General features: G+C 41.1%; 27 protein-coding genes, 4 tRNA genes and 1 riboswitch. Of the genes, 10 read left to right on the top strand and 21 right to left on the bottom strand.

The annotated features are described in order from the left end of the window. Positions 1-6 precede the first annotated feature (6 nt). The gene (locus F946_RS12570) at positions 7-486 is read left to right on the top strand and encodes a tRNA (cytidine(34)-2'-O)-methyltransferase (RefSeq protein WP_004982845.1); all 480 of its coding nucleotides are present in this window, start codon (positions 7-9) and stop codon (positions 484-486) included. 24 nt (positions 487-510) lie between these two features. On the opposite strand, the gene F946_RS12565 is transcribed toward F946_RS12570, so the two are convergent. Beyond that, positions 511-897, bottom strand: a complete 387-nt coding sequence (locus F946_RS12565; protein ID WP_004982843.1) for a winged helix-turn-helix transcriptional regulator — start codon at positions 895-897, stop codon at positions 511-513. A gap of 115 nt (positions 898-1,012) precedes the next feature. On the opposite strand from F946_RS12565, the gene F946_RS12560 reads away from it, so the two are divergent. Together F946_RS12560 and F946_RS12555 are read left to right on the top strand one after the other, a co-directional pair. Next, complete coding sequence (locus F946_RS12560; protein ID WP_051064962.1) at positions 1,013-1,795, top strand: SDR family NAD(P)-dependent oxidoreductase; 783 nt, start codon at positions 1,013-1,015, stop codon at positions 1,793-1,795. A gap of 95 nt (positions 1,796-1,890) precedes the next feature. Next, positions 1,891-2,445, top strand: coding sequence for a flavodoxin family protein (locus F946_RS12555; RefSeq protein WP_004982838.1), 555 nt, complete (start codon positions 1,891-1,893; stop codon positions 2,443-2,445). 65 nt (positions 2,446-2,510) lie between these two features. On the opposite strand, the gene F946_RS12550 is transcribed toward F946_RS12555, so the two are convergent. From F946_RS12550 to rpoD, 6 genes are all read right to left on the bottom strand, one after another. Beyond that, positions 2,511-3,905: an APC family permease gene (locus tag F946_RS12550; protein WP_004982835.1), complete on the bottom strand. Its 1,395-nt coding sequence runs from the start codon at positions 3,903-3,905 to the stop codon at positions 2,511-2,513. Positions 3,906-4,170: 265 nt separating this feature from the next. Continuing rightward, positions 4,171-5,355: an iron-containing alcohol dehydrogenase gene (locus tag F946_RS12545; RefSeq protein ID WP_004982825.1), complete on the bottom strand. Its 1,185-nt coding sequence runs from the start codon at positions 5,353-5,355 to the stop codon at positions 4,171-4,173. A gap of 1 nt (position 5,356) precedes the next feature. Further along, complete coding sequence (locus tag F946_RS12540; protein WP_216076700.1) at positions 5,357-5,836, bottom strand: hypothetical protein; 480 nt, start codon at positions 5,834-5,836, stop codon at positions 5,357-5,359. Positions 5,837-5,968: 132 nt separating this feature from the next. Then, positions 5,969-6,628 (bottom strand): lipoyl(octanoyl) transferase LipB, encoded by a 660-nt coding sequence (lipB, locus tag F946_RS12535; RefSeq protein ID WP_004982821.1) that lies wholly within the window; start codon positions 6,626-6,628, stop codon positions 5,969-5,971. Positions 6,629-6,790: 162 nt separating this feature from the next. Continuing rightward, on the bottom strand, positions 6,791-7,078 hold the full coding sequence (locus tag F946_RS12530; protein ID WP_010327321.1) for a YbeD family protein: 288 nt from the start codon (positions 7,076-7,078) through the stop codon (positions 6,791-6,793). A 122-nt stretch (positions 7,079-7,200) separates the two neighbouring features. Beyond that, positions 7,201-9,087, bottom strand: coding sequence for an RNA polymerase sigma factor RpoD (rpoD, locus tag F946_RS12525; RefSeq protein WP_004982818.1), 1,887 nt, complete (start codon positions 9,085-9,087; stop codon positions 7,201-7,203). Positions 9,088-9,521: 434 nt separating this feature from the next. Here rpoD and F946_RS12520 point away from each other — a divergent pair, with 434 nt between their 5' ends. Both F946_RS12520 and F946_RS12515 read left to right on the top strand, forming a co-directional pair. Then, positions 9,522-9,731: a PA3496 family putative envelope integrity protein gene (locus F946_RS12520; RefSeq protein WP_004982817.1), complete on the top strand. Its 210-nt coding sequence runs from the start codon at positions 9,522-9,524 to the stop codon at positions 9,729-9,731. Between the two features lie 70 nt (positions 9,732-9,801). Next, complete coding sequence (locus tag F946_RS12515; protein WP_004695482.1) at positions 9,802-10,326, top strand: YecA/YgfB family protein; 525 nt, start codon at positions 9,802-9,804, stop codon at positions 10,324-10,326. Between the two features lie 118 nt (positions 10,327-10,444). On the opposite strand, the gene F946_RS12510 is transcribed toward F946_RS12515, so the two are convergent. Further along, entirely contained in the window at positions 10,445-11,047 is a 603-nt protein-coding gene (locus F946_RS12510) for a LysE family translocator (RefSeq protein ID WP_004982813.1), read from the bottom strand. Positions 11,048-11,150: 103 nt separating this feature from the next. Between F946_RS12510 and F946_RS12505 the strand changes: the two genes are divergently transcribed. Next, positions 11,151-12,044 (top strand): LysR family transcriptional regulator, encoded by an 894-nt coding sequence (locus F946_RS12505; RefSeq protein WP_004982812.1) that lies wholly within the window; start codon positions 11,151-11,153, stop codon positions 12,042-12,044. A 64-nt stretch (positions 12,045-12,108) separates the two neighbouring features. Here the strand turns inward: F946_RS12505 and F946_RS12500 are convergent, their stop codons facing one another. The 4 genes from F946_RS12500 to trhO all read right to left on the bottom strand — a co-directional run bounded on the left by F946_RS12500 (position 12,109) and on the right by trhO (position 14,684). Then, the gene (locus F946_RS12500; protein WP_004982811.1) at positions 12,109-12,522 is read right to left on the bottom strand and encodes an ABZJ_00895 family protein; all 414 of its coding nucleotides are present in this window, start codon (positions 12,520-12,522) and stop codon (positions 12,109-12,111) included. A gap of 22 nt (positions 12,523-12,544) precedes the next feature. Further along, complete coding sequence (locus F946_RS12495; protein WP_035326997.1) at positions 12,545-13,159, bottom strand: DedA family protein; 615 nt, start codon at positions 13,157-13,159, stop codon at positions 12,545-12,547. A gap of 78 nt (positions 13,160-13,237) precedes the next feature. Beyond that, positions 13,238-13,537, bottom strand: coding sequence for a hypothetical protein (locus tag F946_RS12490; protein WP_004982809.1), 300 nt, complete (start codon positions 13,535-13,537; stop codon positions 13,238-13,240). 214 nt (positions 13,538-13,751) lie between these two features. Then, positions 13,752-14,684, bottom strand: a complete 933-nt coding sequence (gene trhO / locus F946_RS12485; protein WP_004982807.1) for an oxygen-dependent tRNA uridine(34) hydroxylase TrhO — start codon at positions 14,682-14,684, stop codon at positions 13,752-13,754. Positions 14,685-14,864: 180 nt separating this feature from the next. On the opposite strand from trhO, the gene F946_RS12480 reads away from it, so the two are divergent. Both F946_RS12480 and F946_RS12475 read left to right on the top strand, forming a co-directional pair. Next, the gene (locus tag F946_RS12480; protein ID WP_004982805.1) at positions 14,865-15,350 is read left to right on the top strand and encodes a DUF1289 domain-containing protein; all 486 of its coding nucleotides are present in this window, start codon (positions 14,865-14,867) and stop codon (positions 15,348-15,350) included. Positions 15,351-15,429: 79 nt separating this feature from the next. After that, positions 15,430-16,044 carry a LysE family translocator gene (locus F946_RS12475; protein ID WP_004982804.1) on the top strand — a complete coding sequence of 205 codons (615 nt, stop codon included), beginning with the start codon at positions 15,430-15,432 and terminating at the stop codon, positions 16,042-16,044. 62 nt (positions 16,045-16,106) lie between these two features. Here the strand turns inward: F946_RS12475 and ribB are convergent, their stop codons facing one another. Next, complete coding sequence (ribB, locus tag F946_RS12470; protein ID WP_004982801.1) at positions 16,107-16,766, bottom strand: 3,4-dihydroxy-2-butanone-4-phosphate synthase; 660 nt, start codon at positions 16,764-16,766, stop codon at positions 16,107-16,109. A gap of 105 nt (positions 16,767-16,871) precedes the next feature. Next, positions 16,872-17,034, bottom strand: a riboswitch (FMN riboswitch). 264 nt (positions 17,035-17,298) lie between these two features. Between ribB and F946_RS12465 the strand changes: the two genes are divergently transcribed. Both F946_RS12465 and F946_RS12460 read left to right on the top strand, forming a co-directional pair. Further along, complete coding sequence (locus F946_RS12465) at positions 17,299-19,083, top strand: DUF2157 domain-containing protein (RefSeq protein WP_004982800.1); 1,785 nt, start codon at positions 17,299-17,301, stop codon at positions 19,081-19,083. Then, on the top strand, positions 19,080-19,682 hold the full coding sequence (locus tag F946_RS12460) for a GDYXXLXY domain-containing protein (protein ID WP_004982797.1): 603 nt from the start codon (positions 19,080-19,082) through the stop codon (positions 19,680-19,682). Before F946_RS12465 ends, F946_RS12460 begins: the two co-directional genes overlap by 4 nt. 64 nt (positions 19,683-19,746) lie before the next feature. Here F946_RS12460 and panD read toward each other — a convergent pair whose 3' ends face one another. The 8 genes from panD to F946_RS12420 all read right to left on the bottom strand — a co-directional run bounded on the left by panD (position 19,747) and on the right by F946_RS12420 (position 22,695). Next, positions 19,747-20,127 (bottom strand): aspartate 1-decarboxylase, encoded by a 381-nt coding sequence (panD, locus tag F946_RS12455; RefSeq protein ID WP_004695506.1) that lies wholly within the window; start codon positions 20,125-20,127, stop codon positions 19,747-19,749. 143 nt (positions 20,128-20,270) lie between these two features. After that, on the bottom strand, positions 20,271-20,852 hold the full coding sequence (gene pth / locus F946_RS12450; protein ID WP_004982795.1) for an aminoacyl-tRNA hydrolase: 582 nt from the start codon (positions 20,850-20,852) through the stop codon (positions 20,271-20,273). Between the two features lie 18 nt (positions 20,853-20,870). Then, complete coding sequence (gene rplY, locus F946_RS12445) at positions 20,871-21,167, bottom strand: 50S ribosomal protein L25 (protein WP_004695511.1); 297 nt, start codon at positions 21,165-21,167, stop codon at positions 20,871-20,873. 101 nt (positions 21,168-21,268) lie between these two features. Next, positions 21,269-22,222 carry a ribose-phosphate pyrophosphokinase gene (locus F946_RS12440; protein ID WP_004695513.1) on the bottom strand — a complete coding sequence of 318 codons (954 nt, stop codon included), beginning with the start codon at positions 22,220-22,222 and terminating at the stop codon, positions 21,269-21,271. 36 nt (positions 22,223-22,258) lie between these two features. Next, positions 22,259-22,333, bottom strand: a tRNA-Gln gene (locus tag F946_RS12435). A gap of 90 nt (positions 22,334-22,423) precedes the next feature. Beyond that, positions 22,424-22,498 (bottom strand) — tRNA-Gln (locus F946_RS12430). A 19-nt stretch (positions 22,499-22,517) separates the two neighbouring features. After that, a tRNA-Gln gene (locus F946_RS12425) sits at positions 22,518-22,592 on the bottom strand. A gap of 28 nt (positions 22,593-22,620) precedes the next feature. Beyond that, a tRNA-Gln gene (locus tag F946_RS12420) sits at positions 22,621-22,695 on the bottom strand. Position 22,696 lies beyond the last annotated feature (1 nt).

Genomic DNA, 22,696 nt, shown 5'->3' with positions numbered 1-22,696 from the left:
AAAGCTGTGATCCATGTTGTTTTATACGAGCCCGAAATTCCTGCAAACACAGGCAATATCATTCGTTTATGTGCTAATACTGGAGCGCAGCTGCATTTGGTTAAGCCTCTCGGCTTTGAGCTGGATGATAAAAAACTTAAACGTGCAGGTTTGGACTACCATGAGTGGGCGCGCATGCAAATTTGGGAAACATTCGATGAGTGTTTAGCAAATTTAGCCCTAAAAGGTGTCGATATAAACGCGATTTATCCTCTAACCACCAAAGGAACGGAAACGCCGCATACTTCGGATTTGAATCGCCCCGTGGCTTTACTCATGGGACCTGAGACGCGTGGTCTGCCTGAGCAGATTCGTATGTTGTTTCCAAAAGAGCATTGGATTCGTCTACCTATGGCTGAAAACTCGCGCAGTTTGAATTTATCCAATGCGACCGCCGTGATTGTGTATGAAGCATGGCGTCAGCAGGGTTTTAAGCCTTTAGCCTAATCAAATTGCTGTAACAGAGCCCGCTTAAGCGGGCTCTGTTTTTTCTAGCTTTTGATCGAATCCAGCTCTGGATTTTAAAACTTTAAGCATATTGGCTTCGACCCAATCTTTCATTTGATAGGTATTTTGAGCAAAGTCTTTGCCAATCTCGGTTAACGCATATTCCACGCGAATCACATTGTCTTCATGAATGGTTCGCGTCAAAAAACCATCGCGCTCTAAGATCTTTAATTTTTGTGACAGCACTTTAGGGGAAATACCTAAAACATTTTTCTTGAGCTCATTAAAATGTTGCGACTCTTGATCCAGCGTATACACAATCAATAAAATCCACTTGTCTGCAAATTTTTCAAAAAAAAGACGAGCAGGACAATCTGGATGAAAAATATTAAATTTCATTGGCTTATTCATTTTTAACCATGCTCCTTTTACGTTCTATCTTCATTTGAAACAATCAATCAGACCAGTTACCAGGTGGTAACTAATTGATACTAGGTTTCATAAGTGTATCATGAATACAGACTTAATGCAGCGCTGTCATCAGACTACGCTTTCGCAAGATATTGGCAATTGGATGGATCACATGATGAAAGTTTCAGAGGCTGTTGTTTTTATTACGGGTGCAAATCGTGGTTTAGGACTTGCCATCGCTCGGGAGGCACGTCGTCAGGGTGCTAGGAAGATCTATGTGGGTATGCGCCAGATCGGTAACTTTCAGGAAGAAGGGCTTACCCCGATTCAACTCGATGTAAATGATGAAGCATCTATTCAGCAGGCAGCAGAACAGTGCGCAGATACCACGATTCTTGTGAATAATGCGGGCATTGCGCTTTTGAATGAGCATCCTATCGATGCCAGTATTATCACGACTACGCAAAAGATTTTGGAAACCAATTTGTTGGGCTTGATGCGAGTGACGCAAATTTTTGCTCCGATCTTGCAAAAGAACCAACAGGCTTATGTGGTCAACATTCTATCGGATGTGTCATGGGAGCCAAGCACTGTTTTGACCAGTTATGCCATTTCCAAGGCAGCAGCATGGTCCTATACCAACTCAAGTCGTCAGTGGTTGTCTCAATTTAATATTCAGGTCATGGGAGTGCATGTGGGTTTTATTGACACCGATCTGACTCGTTCATTACCCATTCCGAAGATTGCGCCAGAAACAGTAGCTCAAGAAATCTTTCAAGGCATCGAGCAAAATGCGTATGAAGTTTTGGTCGGTGAAAAGACCCAGCAGTTGAAGCAGGGCCTAAGCGATGAAGTTGCAAGTTATTTGAAACTTAAGCCCGATCAGGCAAGTGTTTAAGATATTTCATACTGTTTATTTTTAATGGTTTACGTGGCACAGCATCATGATTGACGCAGCGATGCCAATCAACTAATTCAAAAGAGGAAACTAAAATGTCGAATATTTCAGTGGTTTTTTATTCAGGTTATGGTCATACCAAAGTGATTGCACAAACTTTTGCGCAAGAAATTGGTGCAAATCTGGTGGAGATTGACCCAAATGGAGACATTCCAGAACAAGATTGGCAGACATTGGATCAATCTGATGCAATTGTATTTGGTGCACCAACTTATATGGGCACTGCGCCGTGGCAATTTAAAAAGTTTGCCGATGCATCTTCAAAAAAATGGTTTACTCGCGCATGGCAAGATAAAATTTTCGGTGGCTTTACCAATAGCGCAAGCTTAAATGGTGATAAGCAAGTGACCTTAATTCAACTACAAACACTAGCATCACAGCATGGCGGTATTTGGGTAAGCTTGGGCTTATTGCCTGCCAATAGTAAAGCGGCAACCCGTCAAGATGTAAATAATTTGGGTGGTTCTGTAGGTTTGTTGGTTCAATCACCATCGGATGCAAGTACGGATGAAATCCCAGCCGGGGATCTCGAAACCACAAAAGCCTATGCACAACGTATTGCTAAAATGACTAAACAATTTAAGGGCTAGTTTTTTAGCTCTAGTTTAAAAAAGAAAAAGACGCACTTGGCGTCTTTTTCTTTTTGAATGAAAGATTAGAGCGGATCGTCAAATTCATTATGTTGTGGTGCAGGTTGCTTAAAGCCTTTGGTTTTATAACCTAAGTATAAAATACCAAACATTGCCCACCATAAACCGAATTTCAACGCTGTTTCTTCAATCTCTAGCCACATGGCAAAGATGCTGAGGAATCCACACATTGGAATTATCACAAAGCTAAAGATATCTTTAATATTCTTTGTGCGGCCATCACGCAGTGCATATCTTGAAATCACCGATAAGTTTACAAAGGTAAATGCAGTTAATGCACCGAAGCTGATCATCGAAATAACGATGTCTAAGTCCATGAAGCCAGCGGTTAATGCTACAGCACCTACAATGAGAATGTTATAAGACGGTGTAAAGCTTTTCGGACTAATATGGCCAAAAATCTTCTTGTTAATTACGCCATCGCGGCCCATCACATACATTAAGCGTGAAACGCCTGCATGTGCCGAAATACCCGATGCCATAACAGTCACAATTGCGAAGTACAACACCACCGTTTTAAACGCAACGCCACCGACGGCTTGTAAAATGTCAGGCTGTGTTGCAGCAACATCTTCAAAGTAAGTCTTTGGATCGTTCGGGAAGTAAATCTGCATGAAGTAGGTGCTGATAATAAAGATCACACCGGCCAAGAGTGCCGTTAAGAAAATCGCTTTAGGTAGTGTTTTCTCGGTATCTTTTGTTTCTTCTGCCAGCGAGCTGAGTGAGTCAAAACCTGTGAATGAGAAGCACAGCAAAGTTGCACCTGTAATCAGGGCGCCCAGTGAGGTAAGCTCATTCCAGAATGGCTCTAAACTCCATAACTGATATTTTGCATTGACCAAAGTACCATCTGCGTTGACGCCACCAGCAAGTAAGCTGTAAACCAGCCACGTGAAGTAAGCAATCACACCTAACTGTACAAAAACGATCAAACCATTAAAGTTTGCAACGAAGCGTGCACCACGTAAGTTGACCGCGGTCATAAATGCAGTTAAACCTACCACCCAGACCCAATGGTTTACATCAGGGAATAAGGCTTCAAGGTAAATCACGGCAAGAATGATGTTGACCATTGGAGACAATAAATAGTCTAACCATGATGACCAACCGACCATAAATCCGACATTCGGATGGATGGATTTTTGCGCATAGGTATAGGCTGAACCCGAGGAAGGGTAGCGACGAATCATGTGACCATAACTGATCGATGTGAATAAAATTGCAATTAAAGCAATAATATATGACGTTGGAACATGATAATGACTTTCTTCTGATACTAAACCAAAAGTATCAAATAATGTCATCGGTTGAATATAAGCTAAACCAATAATAATGATGTGCCAGAGACCTAGCGTTTTTTGCAGTTTAGCTGCCGATTGAGTCCCAGAAATATTAGTCAACGGCGTTATCCTCTTAATCGTTGATCAAGGATCAGTCATGTTTAATAAGGATCGTTTGAGACGAACGATCCCCCCTGTGTTTAATTTCAAAAGTGCGCCAATCTACATTAATTTGGCCGCTTTTGTCAGTAACTTTTTCAGATTTTTTAGCAGTTTTTATGCCAATAGTTATAAGGAAAGCATTATTCCTTATGGCAAATAAAAGCCCGATGTTTAAAAAAGCATCAGGCTAAGATTGTCGCTATATTGGCTGATTTTTTATGAATTACCAAGCTTTTTCTAAAATTGCTTTTAAATCTTTTAAGCTGGCTTCTTTCGGGTTGTAAATGATTGAACCATCGTTGAGGGCCTTTTCTGCCACCTCATCGAGTTGTTCTAAGGTCACTTTTCCTGTTTCACTCAAGGTACGGGGTAACTTGGTTAGGGTAAATAAGCGATCACGCATGGTGAGTAATGTGCTGATGGCTTTGTCTGCACGTAAGTGGGCAGGAGTCTGCGCATAAATGTCTGGCCCTGCAAGTGGTAACAGGAGCTCTGCAATCTTGTCTCCATTCACTTCCTTGTTAAATTCAAGCACATAAGGGAGGAACAGGTTCATGCATAGTCCATGCGGCAAGTGTGCCACTGCACCTAAGGCATGTCCAAGTGAGTGTACAAGGCCCACCATCGAGTTTGAAAATGCAATGCCAGCCATGGTCGAAGCTTGAGCCAATTCTAAGCGGCCGTTGGCATCGCTTGGATTATCCAGCACATTAAACAAGTGATTGCTGACTTTCTTAATTGCAGCTGTAGCATAGGCATCTGAAATCGGATTGTGTGCCATGCATGTATAGGCTTCGACGGCATGGGTCATGGCATCCATTGCGGTCATCGCGGTTAAGTGCGGTGGCAGGGTTTGGGTCATGCGTGGATCGAGAATCGCAGCATGCGGCATTAAATAGTACGATGCGAAAGGCAGTTTGACATTTTTCTCTGGATCAGACACCACGGCAACCATGGTAACTTCAGAACCTGTACCTGATGTGGTTGGAATCACAAAAAAGGGTTTGAGTGGTTTAGGTAGGTTGTGTGCCCCAGAGTATTTCAGTAAGTCATCACCACCTTCAGATACCAAAATATTGGTGGCTTTCGAGGTGTCAATCACCGATCCGCCACCGACAGCAATAATTGCATCGCACTGATGTTCACGATATAAATTGGCCGCTTTACGCACCGTCTCTAAGCTTGAATCGGGTGGAACATCATCAAAAATTGCACCAATCACTGCATCGGTAGACTCAAAAGCCGCTTCAATGGGTGCAAGTAAATTGTTGGCACGAACACCTTTGTCGGTAATGATTAAAGGTCGGGTTGCCCCTAATGTTGCCAGTTCAAATGGAATGTGTTCTAAAGCAGCATGACCAGCGATCACTTTTACAGGACAGAAAAATTCGTAATAAGGCTTCGCCATGTTATGCACTCCGTTTTAAATATGATTGGGCTACTTTGAGATAAATATTTGCAGCGCCTGTGAGTTTTTCTTTTAAACCCAATTCAGTTGGGTATTCTTTGACGGCAAGTTCAGCGACCATTTTCGGTAAAATCAACGATTCCATTTTATTCAGACAGCGGACGAGGCGAATTGCATAGGAGATATCTCCATCTGCAATCATACGGTCATGCGCAAAAGCTTGTGCTGTACTTTCTTGAAATGAAAACACCAAAAAGGCGTGGCTTAGATGTTTAAAGGTGATGGTTAAATCTGCCTTTAAACTTCCCGGAGTGAGTAGTTCGAGTTGATGGTTTTCGGTCACTTTGGCTAAAAAAGCTGGGCCGTTTGGAAAGACATTCATCGATAAGGTGAAATTGGCTGGAAATTTGGCAACTTCTTGTTGAATTTCACTATCGACTTGGCTGGCCATGACCAATCCTCGGCCAATCACATCCATCATAAGTTTGACATAGGTCAATTGCAGAGCGGGTTTCACTGAATTTACGTTAATCACTCGCTGTTGTCCTTTCTAAAAATAATTATTAGTTTAGAGTAAATACTCTAATTTATTTTTCCATGAAAAGCAAAGTCTTTATATATGCTGTACTTGAATTTCTTTAAAGTAACCGCTGTGCTGTAAAGTTTCAATAATGTCGGCACATAAGTTTTCAAAACGCGGGTAGTCTGATTTGAGGTCTGAGATACGTACCATTTCTAAGCCCGCATAGCCGCACGGGTTGATGGTGTGAAACCCAAATAAGTCACAGTCAATATTTAAGGATAAACCATGATAACTGCGGCCTTTACGAATTTTAAAACCCAATGAGCCAATCTTGCGTCCATCGACATACACGCCGGGTGCATCAGGTTTGGCATAGGCTTCAATCTCATATTTTTTGAGTAACTCAATCATTAGGTTTTCAGCATAAGACACCAAGGTGCGGACGTTCCAACCAAGTCGGTTGAGGTCAAACATAAAATAGGCCACCAACTGACCAGGACCATGCCAAGTGACTTGCCCCCCGCGATCCGTTTGTACCACGGGAATGTTGCTGCTCATGAGGATGTGTTCAGGTTTTCCAGCTTGACCTTGGGTGAGCACGTCGTGATGTTGTAAAATCCAAAGTTCATCTGGTGTGTCTGCATCTCGTTGTTCAGTCAGTGCTTTCATTTCTACAAAACGGTCAGCATATGAAGTTAAGCTATCAAACTGGCGAATAATGAGTTGTGGTTTGAGAACGGCATCTGACACGGCACTTGCGTCCTTATAAAACAAAAAGTATGTCTGAAATTATAAAGAAAAGATCTAGAGCGTAGGGGGATTTCTTCAGTGAATAAGCTGAATTCAATAGATCAAAAATTTAGGCACAAAAAAACACGCTCGTAAGCGTGTCTCATTGATACATCATTTGCATTACAGCGCCGTTTTAATTAACGGACAAGCCGCAAGGTCTGCATACAGTTGATGAACTTGTTCTAATTCTTCAAAACGCAATTGGGCAGTTAAAGAATGGTATTTACCTGTGCGTGATGGCTGGACTTGGATCGATTCACCATCAAACTCTGGAAAATGTTTGACTAAAATTTCAACCACTGCAACATGTAACTCAGTGCTCGCAAAGCCAATGAGTTTGATCGGGTAGTCCATAGGGAATACCCAAAGATGTTCTTGTAATTCACGTGATGGTGTACGGTCTAACATAGTCATGAGCGTCAGTCCCCCTTATTTCAAACGCCTGCGAAACTGCAGGCGTTAGGTGTTGCTCTTAAATACTTAATGGAGACTCGTGATTAAATTTCAAGTCTCCAGTGTATCGGTATTAATTAGTCGTTTTCTAGGAATGAACGTAAGTGTTCAGAACGAGAAGGATGACGTAATTTACGCAGTGCTTTCGCTTCAATCTGACGAATACGTTCACGTGTCACGTCAAACTGTTTACCTACTTCTTCCAAAGTATGGTCCGTTGGCATGTCGATACCAAAACGCATTTTCAAGACTTTCGCTTCACGTTCAGTCAAGTTTTCAAGCACTTCACGAGTTGCTTCTTTTAAGCCTTCAGACGTTGCAGCATCGACAGGTGAAGTGATGTTGCTGTCTTCAATGAAGTCACCCAAATGCGAATCTTCATCATCGCCAATCGGTGTTTCCATCGAAATTGGTTCTTTGGCGATTTTCAGCACTTTACGCACTTTGACTTCGTCCATTTCCAAACGTTCACCGAGTTCTTCAGGTGTTGGTTCACGGCCCATTTCTTGCAGAAGTTGGCGTGATACACGGTTGATCTTGTTAATGGTTTCGATCATGTGTACTGGAATACGAATGGTACGTGCTTGGTCGGCAATTGAACGAGTAATGGCCTGACGAATCCACCATGTTGCATAAGTCGAGAACTTATAACCACGACGGTATTCAAACTTGTCTACCGCTTTCATCAAACCAATGTTACCTTCTTGGATCAAGTCCAAGAATTGTAAGCCACGGTTGGTGTATTTTTTTGCAATCGAAATTACTAAGCGTAAGTTTGCTTCAACCATTTCTTTTTTCGCGCGGCGTGCTTTCGCTTCGCCTACAGCCATACGTTTTGAAATCTCTTTGATGCCTTTAACATCAAGGCCCAAATCTTTTTCAATGTCTGCAATTTTTTGTTGGAACGCTAAAACGTCAGGGCGTACTTTTTCAAGATAGCCTTTTTGGTCTGGCGAAGCTTTCGCAATTTGTTCATTTAACCAAGCAAAGTTTGACTCTTGACCTGGGAAAGAGGTGCGGAATTGAGTACGATCCATACGACCACGACGTACTGCATAGCGCATTACTTCACGTTCAGAGGTACGGATTTGTTCATGTGTACCACGAATCATTTCTGAAATGATGTCAAATAAACGTGGTGTAAATTTGAACATCATAAACACAGTTGCAAGTGACTCTAAAGCATCTTCTGCTTCTTTGCTTGAACGACCATGTTTCTCGATGATGGTTCGGGTGTTTTTCCAAGCCGCAGTCAGTTCGTCAAAACGCGCTTTGGCAATTTCAGGATCTGGGCCAGATTCACCTTCAGAATCATCATCACTTTCAGACTCTTCTTCTTCCTCGTCATCATCCAATTTTACATCTTTGGTTGATTTGGTTGAAGAATCATCTTCTTCATCAATTTCAGACTCTTCTTCGAGGACTTCTGGAATCGCTTCATCAGTTTCAGGGTCTAAATAACCTGAAAGGATGTCCGCAAGGCGACGTTCGCCCGCTTCATAATCTTTGTATTCTTGTAATACCACTTCAACCGCATTTGGCCAGTAAGCAATCGAGTGAAGAACGTCACGAATCCCTTCTTCAATACGTTTTGCAATACTAATTTCGCCTTCGCGCGTTAACAGTTCAACAGTACCCATTTCACGCATATACATGCGGACAGGGTCAGTGGTACGACCAGGCTCATTTTCTACAGAGGCAAGAACAGCAGCGGCTTCTTCTTCAGCAACTTCATCGGCAGCTTCATTGCCACCTTCAAACATTGCATCATCAGATTCAGGTGCACGTTCGTGCACAGGAATACCGACATCTTGAAGCATTTGAATAATGTCTTCAATCTGTTCGCTTTCAGTGATCGAGTCTGGGAGATGATCGTTAACCTCAGCGTAAGTTAGGTAACCTTGCTCTTTGCCTCGGCTAATCAGAGCCGCTACTTGTGAAGTAGGGGAAGTCATATCGCTCATCTTTGCTTACTCTTCGTTGAATCTGTGGCAGTGGAAAACTGTGCATCTGGGCACAATTCGCTTCATAAACTTATTTGTAAATAACTGCGTATTCCATCAGGGATAGTCAGCCAAAAGCTGCCTGATAAAATATTAAAAATATAAATTCAGTGATTTAGATGGGGGTGAATTTGTTGTTTTCAAGTTCATCCCGAGCGTGCTCAAGTTCAAAACCCAAATTTGAAATCTGAACAATTTGGATTTTATGTGACCATTTTAAAGTCGTAAACTACAAAGACGCAGGGTGGATTATATCATGCCATAAAAATTGGTTAGAAATAAAGACTAAAAATCAAATTAATTGCTCTAAATTCAAATAAAACTTGACAAGGTTCTGGAACCCATATAAATAGCGGCTAAGACCCTTCACATTTTTTCACTATGAGGTAGTTTTAGTGTCTTCTACAGATTTTGAACTAGATGATAACTACGCTGATGATGATGTTAATTTTGATGAGTCATCAAGTAAAATTAGTGCGAAAGAATCATTAGAAAAACGTCGCCTGATTGATGACCTTCTTGCACAGCGCCGTTTGGAACGTGAGCTTAAAGATTTTGATTACGACATCGACGATGACGACGATTTTGACGACGAAGAAGACTAAAATCAGATGTAGCATCGTGTCTGAAAATGCTATGCTAATGCCCTAATCAGTTTCTGAATTTGGATTTGAAATGAGTGCTTTAGATTTAGACTTATTGAGTGAATATCTAGATGGTGACCAAAATGAGTATGGTCTAGATTTTGCAGCGACTCATGGTTTCTTGTGTGCAATTGCAGTTGGTCCTACTTTTGCAAAATGGTTGGATGAACTTTTTGATAATAATCAAAAGAAAGTGCCTGCCGAGATCATCGCGCAAGTGAAAGCTTGGCTTGAGTCTATTCGTCAAAACCTTGCCAATGAAGAAGGGATTGAATTTCCTTTTGAAATTGAAGAGGCAGATGTTGAGTCAAGCCTAGGGGATTGGAGCGTTGGTTTTGTCGATGCAATGTTCCTCAATGAAGATGCATGGTTCACGCCTGAGTTTGAAGAGCAACTGGTCGATCTTACTTTACCAATTATGGTATTTAGTGGGATTGATGAAGAAGATCCGCAAATGGAAACTTTCCGTCGTAACGGTCAGTTAATGGATGAGCTTGCAGAAGAAATTCCAGAGAACTTAAACGAACTTTATCTCATGTATCATACGCCAGCATAATTGTTCTTGTGTCGTGACATCAGCGACGTAGGCATTAGTAAGCAAATAAAAAAACGTCCTTAGAGGACGTTTTTTTATGCCCAAATTTTAGGGTTTAAAATGCAGGTACCACTCATGCTTAGTTTGTGAGAAATAAGCAAAGTCCTAAAGTTGCGAGTACGGTACCGATGACACGGTTTATACTCACTTGTTTGCGTAAAATTTTATTTTGGATCACTGGGGTTGAACAGAATAGTGAAATGAGTAAAAACCACAGCAGATGACTGACCGAGATAAACATGCCATAACCAATTAAATGCATTAGACCATGATTGCCTCGCAGTAACTGTGCAAAGATGCTCATCACAAATAGCGTAGTTTTGGGATTCAAACTGTTGCCAAGAAAACCTTGTATAAATGCTTGATGTGGATCCAGTAAAGTATGAGTGGCATGGTCACTAATTTGCTGATGGGTAAATGTTTTGTACCCAATATACATCAGATACAGTGCGCCAATATATTGAATGATATGCAATAGGTTTGGAATGTAGTGCTTTAAGAAGCTGAGCCCCAGTACGCTATAGCTAATGTGGATCCATACAGCACAAGCAATACCATATGCGGTATAGATCCCTTGTTTACGCCCATATAGATAACTATTTCGGCTGACCAAAGCGAAGTCAGCACCGGGACTGATGACTGCAAGTAGGGTGATGATGGCAATTGCTATAATTTCATTCACTCATTGATCCTTGTTCGGGTTGAATTAAAGGATTTATATATTTTTCATATATTTGCTATAGTGAAAATCGATTTTAATTCTTTCCTATCGATGAGTTTTTGGAATGATTGAGCGCTTATCACTGAATTCTCTTAAGTTTTTTTATTATGTCGCTCGCTATGACAGTGTCACCATCGCTGCTGAAAAACTTTTTGTCACTCAAGGTGCGGTCAGTAAACAGTTAAAAAATTTGGAAGAGGCACTGGGGCATCGTTTATTTATTCGTGACGGCAAAAAGTTACAGCTGACGGAAGATGGCCTCGCACTGTTTGATTGTTGTGAGCAGGTCTTTCCTCAGATTGACCAATGTCTTGTACAGATGGCAAAAGAAAAGAAGAATGAGAAGAAGAGCTTAATCTTATCCTGTGACCCGACCATCGCCATGAAATGGCTGATTCCGCGCTTAGTTCAATTTAAGCTGCGTTACCCTGAGATTGACATCAGTTTGTTAACAGGTGGTGGAGAAGCGGATTTTAAAGCGCAAAACATCGACTTGGCCTTAAGGCGTAATGATTTTGAGTGGGGCAAGGCCATTTATAGTGAAAAAATGGCAGATGAGCATATGGTTTGTGTGTCGCGTCGCAATCATTTAGCCCCGACCTCACAGCTGTTTATTTCCAGTTCGCGACCTAAAATTTGGACACAATTTAAGGATGCATATAAAGCGCAGTTTACGCATTTTCAAAAAGTAGCATTGGAACATTTTTATTTGTGTATAGAGGCTTCTTTAGCAGGGTTGGGGGCAACAGTGGTTTCAGCTTATATGGTTGAAAAAGAGCTCGATTTTCAAATGTTAGATATGCTTAGCCCGATTGTGCAAGACGGCTCTGCTTATTATTTACTTTCCGCATCTCCTTTTGAGGATGATCCGCATAAAGTCATTTTTAAAGATTGGTTGATTGAAGAAATGAGAGCCAGCCAGACAAAGTTAATGGCACTTTCCACTCAAAAGAACTAATCACGTGCGGCATTTGATCGTTATGTATTAAGCATAAAAAAACACCTCAAACGAGGTGCTTTTTTTATGGCAACTTTTTAAAACAATAGTCTGCGTACCAACCATAGGCAATATGAAAAATAGCGCCATGAATCGCGACCATACACAGCATAATGACAGCAGTGAGTCCAATGCCGGCATTATCGACGGATTTCATAATCGCTTCAGCATTGGGGTTCATTAGCACTAAAAATAGTACAAAGAAACTACCGATGATAATTGCGACAGCACTTGAACCCCAAACCAGTTGAATTTTTTCATGATTGTTTGGAACACGGTGTTCTTTTTTTACGAAGTGTCCGACACTAATCAGTGCACAAGCCACTAAGGTCGGAATTAAGGTTAAACCGCCAAGGTTTAAACCAAAGACCAGTACGGTGATTAACAGCACCAAAGCAATGCTATATACCGCAGCAAAATGCAGTAAATAGTGTTTCATGTATTTCCCCCAAATAAATAAATTAGCTGCGTGTTTTACGCAAATGCCTGCGATAAAAAAACCAAAGGATAATCACAGCGACAATGGCAATAATGACATAACCGACTTTGCTAAAAATTTGATGCATCAGTGCTTGGTTTTCACCAAAGTAATAGCCGACTGTTGCTAAAAATGTTGTCCAGATAATTGTACCGAGTCCACTATAAAACATGAACTGCCAAAAGGGCATACGGCTCATCCCCGCAGGGATACTAATCAGTGAACGCACTGCAGGAATCATGCGACCAAAAAATACAATACGGTGACCATACTGCTCAAACCAATCTAAGGATTTTTTCACATCGGCGGATTTGATAAATAGATATTTACCATAGCGGTCGACCCATCTGAAAATGTACTCTTGTTTAAATTGATAGCCGATCCAATACAGCACTGCCGCGGCAAAGAGTGAACCAATACATCCTGCAATAATGACCCCAACTAACACCAACTCACCTTGTGATGCGGCATAACCTGCAGAAGGCATAATAATTTCAGAAGGAATAGGCGGAAAAACATTATCAAGAAACATCAGAAAGGCTATTCCCCAATAACCCAGTTGTTCCATGACGGAGATGATCCATGCAGTGAGGTTCATATAGACCATAAAAATAAATGCGATAAGTTATCTTAAGGACTTATCGCATGTGGGTAAAGAATTGAAATGTATTGTTTTCTATTCGTCGAAACGAGTGTGGGTCAGCGTGTGAATATAGACTTTACGTAAGCTATAGGCCAGCGCAATCGGGATTAAACTAAGCAACGTATAATTTAAAATATTTGAGCTTAAATGGTAACCAATGCCGAGCGCGATACTTGAACCGATCAACATGCCTAAAACCACGATAAACAAATGCGTGCGTTGTTCAAGCTTGGCTTTGATTTGGTTGAAGCTGGTATTGTGATATTGCTCGATCCGGTTTGCTGCGGCATTGCGAATCAGTGTGCGATGGCGTGGCATGATTATTTTATGCATGGCAATCATCCTATTTTCGTCGTTTAGGCATGTCATTTTTATTGTTATGTGGAGACCTTCAGGGCACCACTTTAGCTTATTATTTATACAGTATGACTCAGATTGAGTTCAATGTTGTGACAAAATTGTTAAATATTTTTAAAAAACGCGAACTGGATAAAAGAATAAGCCCTCATTTGAGGGCTTATTCTTGACTTAAATAATCTGAATGATTTTAAAGGCGTTTACGTTTAGCCGCAGCAATCTGTGATTGGCGCATACGGAAGCCTTCTTTTTGTTTTTCTGTGGTGTTGTCGATACAGTATTTGCATGACACACCATGTTCATAGCTAGCTTCTTCTGCTTCAGCAGGAAGAAGTGGCCAACCACAAGCATGACACTTAATGTTAAGGCCTTCTTCAACACCATGAGTGACTGCAGTACGGCCATCAAAAACGAAACATTCACCTTCCCACATGCTTTGTTCAACAGGGGTTTCTTCTAAGTATTTTAAGATGCCACCTTTCAGATGATAAACCTCGTTGAAACCTTCTTGAAGAAGAAGAGAGGTCGATTTTTCACAGCGGATACCACCTGTACAGAACATCGCAATTTTTTTATCTTTGTGCTGTTCAAGGTTTTGTTTAACGTATTCTGGAAATTCGCGGAAACTTTCTGTTTTTGGGTCAATGGCACCCTTAAATGTTCCGGCTTTGTATTCATAATCATTACGAGTATCGATCAAAATGACGTCATCACGAGCAATCAGGTCATTCCATTCTTTCGGATCAAGGTAGTGACCGACTAAATCACGTGGCTTTACTTCAACGCCTAAAGTCACGATCTCTTTTTTAAGTTTAATCTTCATTTTACGAAATGGTTTGTCTGCACTGTCAGACTCTTTGTATTCCATTTCTTTAAAACCTTCATTCAGAAGGAATTGATGAATCATATCGATCGCGGCACGGTCGCCTGCAACCGTACCATTAATGCCTTCGCCCGCTACAATCAGAGTACCACATAGGTTGATGGTTTTTACCAAGTCTAAAAGACGTTGTTGAAGATCAGCAGGATCTTGAACTTCTTTGAATTGATAAAGTGCGGCAACAACCCAACCAGTCGTCGCTTGCTGTTCTACAGGTGCAAGCTGTTCTACAGTAGCGTTCATGGAGTACTCCAATGTATTTTGATAGATAATTTTAAGGCGCACATTTTACATGGAATTGAATCAAGATGCGAGATAAGTAAACATTTTAAATGGCTTCTCAAGTGGTAGGGGAGCGTGTATATTCAGTTGCCCAAGACAAAATCCGTTTTGTTTTGGTGCGTTTATTAACAGGAGTATGTTTTGAGTACAGATCGTCGAATTGCCTCTTTGACCCCATGTGCAGGGCGTTGTTCAACGGTATTTGGTGATTCTGTGTGTCGTGGTTGTCGTCGTTTTAATCATGAAGTGATTCAGTGGAATACCTACACTTCGGAGCAGCATCGTTCAGTTTGGCAACGCTTAGATGCACAACTAGATCAAATTTTAGTACCAATGTTGCCTTTTGCTGATGTGCAGCAGGTCGAAGCTTTTGTTTTATCTAAACGCGTTCGTTTACGTCCCGATGCATCAAAAGGGCGGAAGCTTTATCATGCGTTAAAAGTATGTGAAAAAAATAAGAACTTTACCGAAGAAAGTGGTTTAGGTATTCAAGCGCACCAAGTGAAACCGATTTGGCAAGAGTTTGAGCGCCGTGTTCTTGCACTTGCTACAGCCAGTTATGATTTGGCATTTTTGCGTGCTGACGCAATTCGACAACATCTCATCCATATGGAAGAGGACGAATAAGTCCTCTTGGTTTGAATAAAAAGAATACTCCGCATACCTAAGCTATTTGCGAGAGTGACTGGGGGAAAAGGGTTTTTCGATGGTGAATGTATTTGAACTGGCGTTGTACTGTACGGCTGTGGTAGTCATGATTGCAACACCTGGCCCAGTGATGTTGTTGGTTGCTAGTGCAGGTCTAAAAGGTGGGTATAAGCAAGCCTTAAAAACCATTTTTGGGACGAATTTAGCCTCTTTGGTTCTTATTGTATTGTCTGTACTTATCTTAAAAGGCTTTTTAAACATTGCAGAGCATTGGTTAAATGCGATTAAGATTTTAGGCTGCGTATATATTGCCTATCTTGGTTTTCAAATTTTAAAAGAAGCCATTGCTCAAGGAACAGAAACATCGCCTGTGCAACTAAAGGCGGTGCAGGGGGGCTTTAAGCAAGGTTTCTTGGTGGGTATTTCGAATCCGAAGGATATTATTTTCTTTGCCTCATTTTTCCCACAGTTTATTGAAGTAACCAGTGATGTCGATGTCAGCCTTGTACTGTTGACCATTCTCTGGATTATTCTAGACTTCAGCACGTTGTCTTTGGTTTATTTGGGTTTTAATAAACTATCGCAGTCCGCTTTGTACAATAAGTTATTAGGCGTTTGTGGTGCGATATTGGTCAGCATTGCGCTCTATGGTATTTATACTGTCTTTGTTTGATGCTGATGGTATTGCATCAAAAAGCCTCCAACATGGAGGCTTTTTGATTAGGAGCCTAAAAATCAAACCCCGTGTTTAATGCGATATTGCACCAATTCTTCAATGGTGATCACAGTCAACTGATGCGTTTGCGCATATGCCAACACTTGAATGCCAGAGGCCATAGTTCCATCGGCATTGGTCAGTTCACACAATACACCTGCTGGTTTTAAGCCTGCTAAACGAGCTAAATCAATCGTTCCTTCGGTATGACCGCGACGGGTGAGCACACCGCCTTGGCGTGCACGAAGAGGGAATACATGACCAGGGCGGTTTAAGTCGCTGGCAACAGCCCGATCTTTAATTGCTGCTTTGACTGTGGTGGTGCGATCTTGCGCAGACACACCTGTGGTCACGCCAGTTGCAGCTTCAATGGTCACCGTGAATGCAGTTTTAAACTGACTTGAGTTATCTGACACCATAGGCATAAGCTCTAAGTGATCGGCCAGTTCATCGGTCAGGCATAAACAGACAATGCCAGAGCCATCACGAATCATGCGTGCCATCGTTTCGACGGTGAGAGTTTCGGCAGCTACAATGAGGTCGGCTTCGTTTTCACGGTCAAAGTCATCCATCACCAAAACAGGTTTGCCTTGGCGGATATCTTCTAAAGCTTGTTGGATACGTTGTTCAGCTGGAGAAAGGGCTGAAAAGAAAATTTCGGGTTGAATCAAACTAGACATTGAAACGCTCGCGTAAAATTGAAGTACGGTTGAACATTTCAGGACTTTGAAAAATTGGCGTAGCAATAAATCCTCACAGGTTTGTACCTGAGATTCTATTGGTCACGTCGTCTTCTTTCATCCGGACTATACCGTCGGCTTTGGAATTGAACCAAATCTGCGAGCCAAACAGATGTTTTTTGCTTGGCTGGCTCGTGGGCTGATTCAGTCTGAGTCATTCAACTGAACTTACCACCGGTGGGGAATTGCACCCCGCCCTGAAGCGATGTAACTCCATTATAGTGCTAAATATTTAGAAAAACAGGGGGAGTTTTAGAATGATCAGTTTTATACATAGAACAATTTTTGCTATAGGGTTGTTTATGTTATTGGTTTGCTAAAGACCAACACTCTCTGTGCATGATTTCATTTAGTATGAGTTTAATGTTCAAAAATGAATATCTGAGAAAAACCATAAACATGAATAAGAAGTTTTTCTATAGTTTGAATGGTTTGAAATGATCAAGATAAAAATAAGAGTGAGGAGTTAGAATTGATCAAAATTCAACAATATGATTATCCTTGGAATGCTGAATCCTTCATAAAGCATCTGCAAGTTTTTGGTTTTACACTCATCGCGGTCAGTATGTTGTATTTGGTTGCTGCTAATTGGTTTATGTTGCCACAGAATATTCAGCTGGCTATTCCTCAGTTGTTATTATTACTTAGTGCGGTTTGCAGCTTGTGGCTGACAAAACATGATTTTCTAGTGCAGTGTTTACATAGTGTCTGTGCTTTGATGATTGGTTTAAGTCTGGCTGTAATTGGTCAAATTTATCAAACGGGTGCTGACAGCTATTTATTATTTCTACTTTGGTCTGTGCTGCTTTTACCGTGGTTATATCGTCCGAATATCGGTGTATTTTTCCTTTTATGTATTACCAGCCAATTGGCGTTGTTTCTGTTTTTTATACAAACCTTTTGGGGGGATCAATATTCAGATCTCTTTTTAATCAGTATTCATGTATTTGCACTGATTCAATTCTATTTCTGCAATAAATATTATTCGAAACTTCGTTATTTATTCTTACTATGGTTTGCCATTCTCTCGATTTGGCATATGGCGATGTATCTCTATGCGGATAAAAGCATTCTTTATTTCATCGTGTCTTTTATCTTGTTGGGCATTTCACTGGCTTACTATTATCAAAATAAAGATCAGTTGTGTAGTGCACTTTCAGCCGTGGGCTTAGGCATTAGCTTTACCTTGATCATTGTGAAGGCGGTAACGGAGTGGTTTGGTCAGAATGAAATTTTTGAATTATTTTTTATCGCACTGATTATTTTTGCGTGGTTTGCTTTCATCACTTACATGTTGATTAAATTTATTCCACATAGTCGGTTCAATGCTATTCCCCTTGCTGTGGGAGCTTGGATTGCGGGTATCGTCTTTGCAACGTTGATGCTGACCTTTTGGGGGAATTTCTCCTTGATTATGGGCATTGTCTTTGTAGTGTTGGCAGCTTATCTGTTAAAAGCCAAACAAAGTTTATTTTTAAGACAATTCGCTTATTGTCTCTGGGTTGCAGGACAAATTGCGGTGATCTTTCACACCGTTGATTTAATGAATCAAATTCTTCCGATTCTATTTTTACAATTGGCGATGCTAGCACTCGCTTATTTCATGCGAACACATTGGTTCTTTATTTTTGTTCAAATTTTCGGTTTATATGCAGCAGGTGTGGCGTGCATTTGGGATATTAATGCACATCTCAGTTGGCGTAATATTGTTGAAAATTTTGTTTATTTAGCACTTTGGAATTATGTTTTCTATCTGGGAATTCTGGCTATAAAATTCATACAGCCAACTGAATATCAACGCAGTTTATTACTTTCTGCACTTGGGATTATTCTATTTTCTATGGGCTTTTATACTTTATTTGGAAAATATGAATTAGCGAAAATTGAGCACATTCAGATATTGGCTTTTGGCTTACCGATTTTATGGTTTGTACTTTTTGTCTTTTTACATATTCAAAAGCAGTTTCATTTATTTGCGCATTTTATTTTGACTGCTTTTGCAGTAGGGCTGTTTTTTTATGGTTATTTCGATATTTTTATTTGTTTGGCCATCATTTCATGGGCATTAAAAACACAAGATAAAGTGATCTATGGATTTGCGCTGGCAACTTTCGCTGTAATTTTAGGGTTTTTATATTATTCCCTTGATGTGACCTTTCTGATTAAAAGTTTAAGCATGTTCTTGTCAGGTCTGATGTTGCTCTTGCTGACATTGAGCTTGATGCTATTTAAGCAAAAAGAGGAGTTCGGCATATGAAGAAAATGATTCCTCTTGCTTTTGCATTACTCTGCATCGCGGTATTTTTAGGCTTAATTTTTAAAAATGAATGGCACTTAAACCATAGTCAAACCATGTATGTGCGTTTGCAACCTGTAGACCCGCGTTCGATTATTCAGGGGGATTATATGGCGCTGAATTATCAACTTTATTTTGCGCCTCAGCATTTGAGTCCAGAAAGTACTAACCAAGCCAACAGCAATCAAGAAGATCAGATTTTTTCAGGTCATTATTTGGATGAAGTGATTAAGAACAAATCTTCGGTACTCACTTATGTTGAACTCGATTCACAGAGGCGCGTGATACATAGCTATTTTGAGTTGCCGAAAAATGTTCGTACAGCTCGACTGATTTTACAAAACCCGAATAATCGCTATAGCGAGCTTTATCCTGCATCGAGAAGTTTTTTGTTTGCAGAAGGTTTAGCGGATTGTTATCAGCAGGCAGAATATGCTGAGTTTAAAGTCGATGAGCAGGGCAATGCGATACTCACGGCATTGAAAGGTAATCAGCTACAAGATTTAGGCTGTGAAAGCAAACGAGATTGGTTGAGTGGGTTTCATACTGCTCAGAATTGATCCAATGGCATTATTCTGCTCATAAAAAAATCCGCACGCAGCGGATTTTTTTAATTTATTGAGCTTAAGCCACTTGTACTGGAATGCAGTTTGCCATGTGACTTACAGTATTGTCTGGATTTGCATAAACTAAACGTGGTTTATGTGCATTTGCTTCAGCTTCTGTAAAATCACCAAAGGTAGCAATAATCATTAAATCGCCTACATCGGCCTGATGTGCTGCACCACCATTGACTGAAATGATGCCAGAACCTTCTTCACCACGAATTGCATAGGTACTGAAACGCTTACCATTAGTCACGTTCCACATGTGAATTTCTTCATATTCGCGGATACCGGCTAAATCTAATAAAAGACCATCGATTGCACATGAACCTTCATAATGAAGTTCAGCTTGGGTAACAACACAACGGTGGATTTTTGCTTTTAATAAACGAGATAGCATGGCTAGCGTCTCCTGAGTGGACCTAAGATCGTTATCTTATGGTTGAATCAATCTGAACTTGCTGGATAAGCAATCAGGCAAGCGCATTTTGCCTTTAAAATGACAGTATGGCAAGCAACATGGTTCAACATTTTTTTGACTTATCAGTTTGGTTTGTAAGCATTGATTTGATTCATGGCAGGCTGAATCTCACCATTCACCAGCATTTTAGTGCGAGCTAATGCGTGATGGATTGCGTCATCCATTAAATTTTGTTCATTGCTTGGTGCTTTGCTTAAGACATGTCCTGAAACACGTTCTTTTGAACCGGGGTGACCAATACCAATGCGTAAGCGATGGAAGTTTGAACCGATATGAGGAACTATGTCACGTAAACCATTATGACCACCATGACCACCACCTGTTTTTAGGCGAATGACACCAGGGTTCATATCCAGTTCATCGTGAGCAATCAGTATTGCTTCTGGAGCAATATTGTAGAATTTTGCGAAGGGAACAACACTTTTACCAACAAGATTCATAAAGGTTGTGGGTAATAGCAGACGGACGTCTTGACCTTCGATATTACCACGCCCACTCATTCCATTGAATTTTGGGTCTTTTTTAAGCGTAATGCCATATTGTTCTGCAAGGCGTTCAACAAACCAAAAGCCTGCATTATGGCGGGTTTGGGCATACTCAGAACCTGGGTTGCCCAAACCAACAATCAGTGAAATATTTGACACTAATTACACCAATAACACTTATGCGCGAACGAAGTCAGCGTGCATAGGCGTGTTTTTAGCTGGGTGACGTTGTAACGCTTTGATTTTAACGCTTTCAACTTTGTCGCCAACTTTGATTTCAACAACTTCTTCGAAGAAAGCGTTGTTTTCTAAAGCTTTAACAAGCTCACGAAGTTCTAAAGTAACAGCTACAGGTTCAGCAGCACCACCGTAGATGATAGCTGGAACTTGAGCAGCGTGACGAAGGCGGCGGCTCGCACCTTTCCCTTGGTTAGCTGCTTCACGCGCTTGAGCGTTTAATACGAAGTTTGCCATGATAGACATCCTTAATTTAAGTTTTAAATAAACTAGATCTGCGACCGACCTAGTGAGACAAAGCCCTGCACTGGGCAGGGCTTTTAAAATTCAGCACTATATTATAGATAAGAATCAAACATTGCGCTAATAGATTCTTCGTTGTTAATACGACGAATTGTTTCAGCAACCATACTCGCAACTGAAACTTGGCGAATCTTACCAAGAGCTTGAGCTTCTTCAGAAAGAGGAATGGTGTCTGTAACAACCAATTCATCAATCACAGAGTTTTTCAAGTTTTCGATAGCTTTACCTGATAAAACAGGGTGAGTTGCATAAGCAACCACTTTGCGCGCACCAAATGTTTTCAATGCATCAGCAGCTTTACATAACGTACCTGCAGTATCCACCATGTCATCTACGATGACGCAGTCACGGCCTTTAACATCACCAATCAAGTGCATGACTTGTGATTCGTTTGCCTTTTGACGACGTTTGTCGATGATAGCAAGGTCAATATCGCCCATTTGTTTAGCAACAGCACGTGCACGAACGACACCGCCAACGTCAGGAGAAACCACCATGAGGTTATCATGTGATTGTTGACGAAGGTCAGCTAAAAGTGCTGGTGTACCGTAGATGTTGTCTACAGGGATATCGAAGAAACCTTGGATTTGGTCAGCGTGAAGGTCGATCATTACCACACGGTCAATTCCTACAGTTGTCAGCATATCTGCGACAACTTTTGCAGTAATTGGAACACGTGATGAACGAGGACGACGGTCTTGACGCGCATAACCGAAATAAGGAATCACTGCGGTAATACGACCAGCACTTGCACGACGCAAAGCATCAGCCATAACGAGGATTTCCATCAGGTTATCATTCGTTGGGGCACAAGTAGGTTGTACGATAAATACGTCTTTACCACGAACATTTTCAGTAATTTCGACAGCAATTTCACCGTCAGAAAATTGACCAATAGATGCAGCACCTAAAGGGATGTGCAAGTGGCTTACGACTTTTTGGGCGAATTGTGGATGTGCAGATCCACTAAAAACGACAAGATTGGGCATGAAGCACCCTTGGCGGTTGGCAATTTAGGAATTAGATGGCAGGGGTAGCTGGATTCGAACCAACGGATGCCGATATCAAAAACCGGTGCCTTACCACTTGGCGATACCCCTAATGCGGCAGAACTTTAATATTTTTGCGTCATTCTGTCAAGGTAAATTAACAGTAGAACAGCAAAGTGTTGTTCTGTCTTTTTTGGAAAATGGCAGGGGTAGCTGGATTCGAACCAACGGATGCCGATATCAAAAACCGGTGCCTTACCACTTGGCGATACCCCTAAATTTGATTACTGTAAAATGGCAGGGGTAGCTGGATTCGAACCAACGGATGCCGATATCAAAAACCGGTGCCTTACCACTTGGCGATACCCCTAGTACAGTCATCTACAGGTGAAATAAAATGGCAGGGGTAGCTGGATTCGAACCAACGGATGCCGATATCAAAAACCGGTGCCTTACCACTTGGCGATACCCCTA

The organism is Acinetobacter johnsonii ANC 3681 (assembly GCF_000368805.1).
GTDB lineage: Bacteria > Pseudomonadota > Gammaproteobacteria > Pseudomonadales > Moraxellaceae > Acinetobacter > Acinetobacter johnsonii.
The sequence above is the reverse complement of the archived record's forward strand: the minus strand, read 5'-3'. Positions and strand labels throughout refer to the sequence as shown.

Bases quoted from the DNA above. Each gene is read 5' to 3' on its own strand.
- F946_RS12565 (WP_004982843.1), bottom strand. From the start codon at position 897: ATGAATAAGCCAATGAAATTTAATATTTTTCATCCAGATTGTCCTGCT.
- F946_RS12560 (WP_051064962.1), top strand. From the start codon at position 1,013: ATGCAGCGCTGTCATCAGACTACGCTTTCGCAAGATATTGGCAATTGG.
- F946_RS12555 (WP_004982838.1), top strand. From the start codon at position 1,891: ATGTCGAATATTTCAGTGGTTTTTTATTCAGGTTATGGTCATACCAAA.
- F946_RS12545 (WP_004982825.1), bottom strand. From the start codon at position 5,355: ATGGCGAAGCCTTATTACGAATTTTTCTGTCCTGTAAAAGTGATCGCT.
- F946_RS12540 (WP_216076700.1), bottom strand. From the start codon at position 5,836: ATGATGGATGTGATTGGCCGAGGATTGGTCATGGCCAGCCAAGTCGAT.
- F946_RS12530 (WP_010327321.1), bottom strand. From the start codon at position 7,078: ATGTTAGACCGTACACCATCACGTGAATTACAAGAACATCTTTGGGTA.
- rpoD (WP_004982818.1), bottom strand. From the start codon at position 9,087: ATGAGCGATATGACTTCCCCTACTTCACAAGTAGCGGCTCTGATTAGC.
- F946_RS12515 (WP_004695482.1), top strand. From the start codon at position 9,802: ATGAGTGCTTTAGATTTAGACTTATTGAGTGAATATCTAGATGGTGAC.
- F946_RS12505 (WP_004982812.1), top strand. From the start codon at position 11,151: ATGATTGAGCGCTTATCACTGAATTCTCTTAAGTTTTTTTATTATGTC.
- F946_RS12500 (WP_004982811.1), bottom strand. From the start codon at position 12,522: ATGAAACACTATTTACTGCATTTTGCTGCGGTATATAGCATTGCTTTG.
- F946_RS12495 (WP_035326997.1), bottom strand. From the start codon at position 13,159: ATGAACCTCACTGCATGGATCATCTCCGTCATGGAACAACTGGGTTAT.
- F946_RS12490 (WP_004982809.1), bottom strand. From the start codon at position 13,537: ATGCATAAAATAATCATGCCACGCCATCGCACACTGATTCGCAATGCC.
- trhO (WP_004982807.1), bottom strand. From the start codon at position 14,684: ATGAACGCTACTGTAGAACAGCTTGCACCTGTAGAACAGCAAGCGACG.
- F946_RS12475 (WP_004982804.1), top strand. From the start codon at position 15,430: ATGGTGAATGTATTTGAACTGGCGTTGTACTGTACGGCTGTGGTAGTC.
- ribB (WP_004982801.1), bottom strand. From the start codon at position 16,766: ATGTCTAGTTTGATTCAACCCGAAATTTTCTTTTCAGCCCTTTCTCCA.
- F946_RS12460 (WP_004982797.1), top strand. From the start codon at position 19,080: ATGAAGAAAATGATTCCTCTTGCTTTTGCATTACTCTGCATCGCGGTA.
- panD (WP_004695506.1), bottom strand. From the start codon at position 20,127: ATGCTATCTCGTTTATTAAAAGCAAAAATCCACCGTTGTGTTGTTACC.
- rplY (WP_004695511.1), bottom strand. From the start codon at position 21,167: ATGGCAAACTTCGTATTAAACGCTCAAGCGCGTGAAGCAGCTAACCAA.
- F946_RS12440 (WP_004695513.1), bottom strand. From the start codon at position 22,222: ATGCCCAATCTTGTCGTTTTTAGTGGATCTGCACATCCACAATTCGCC.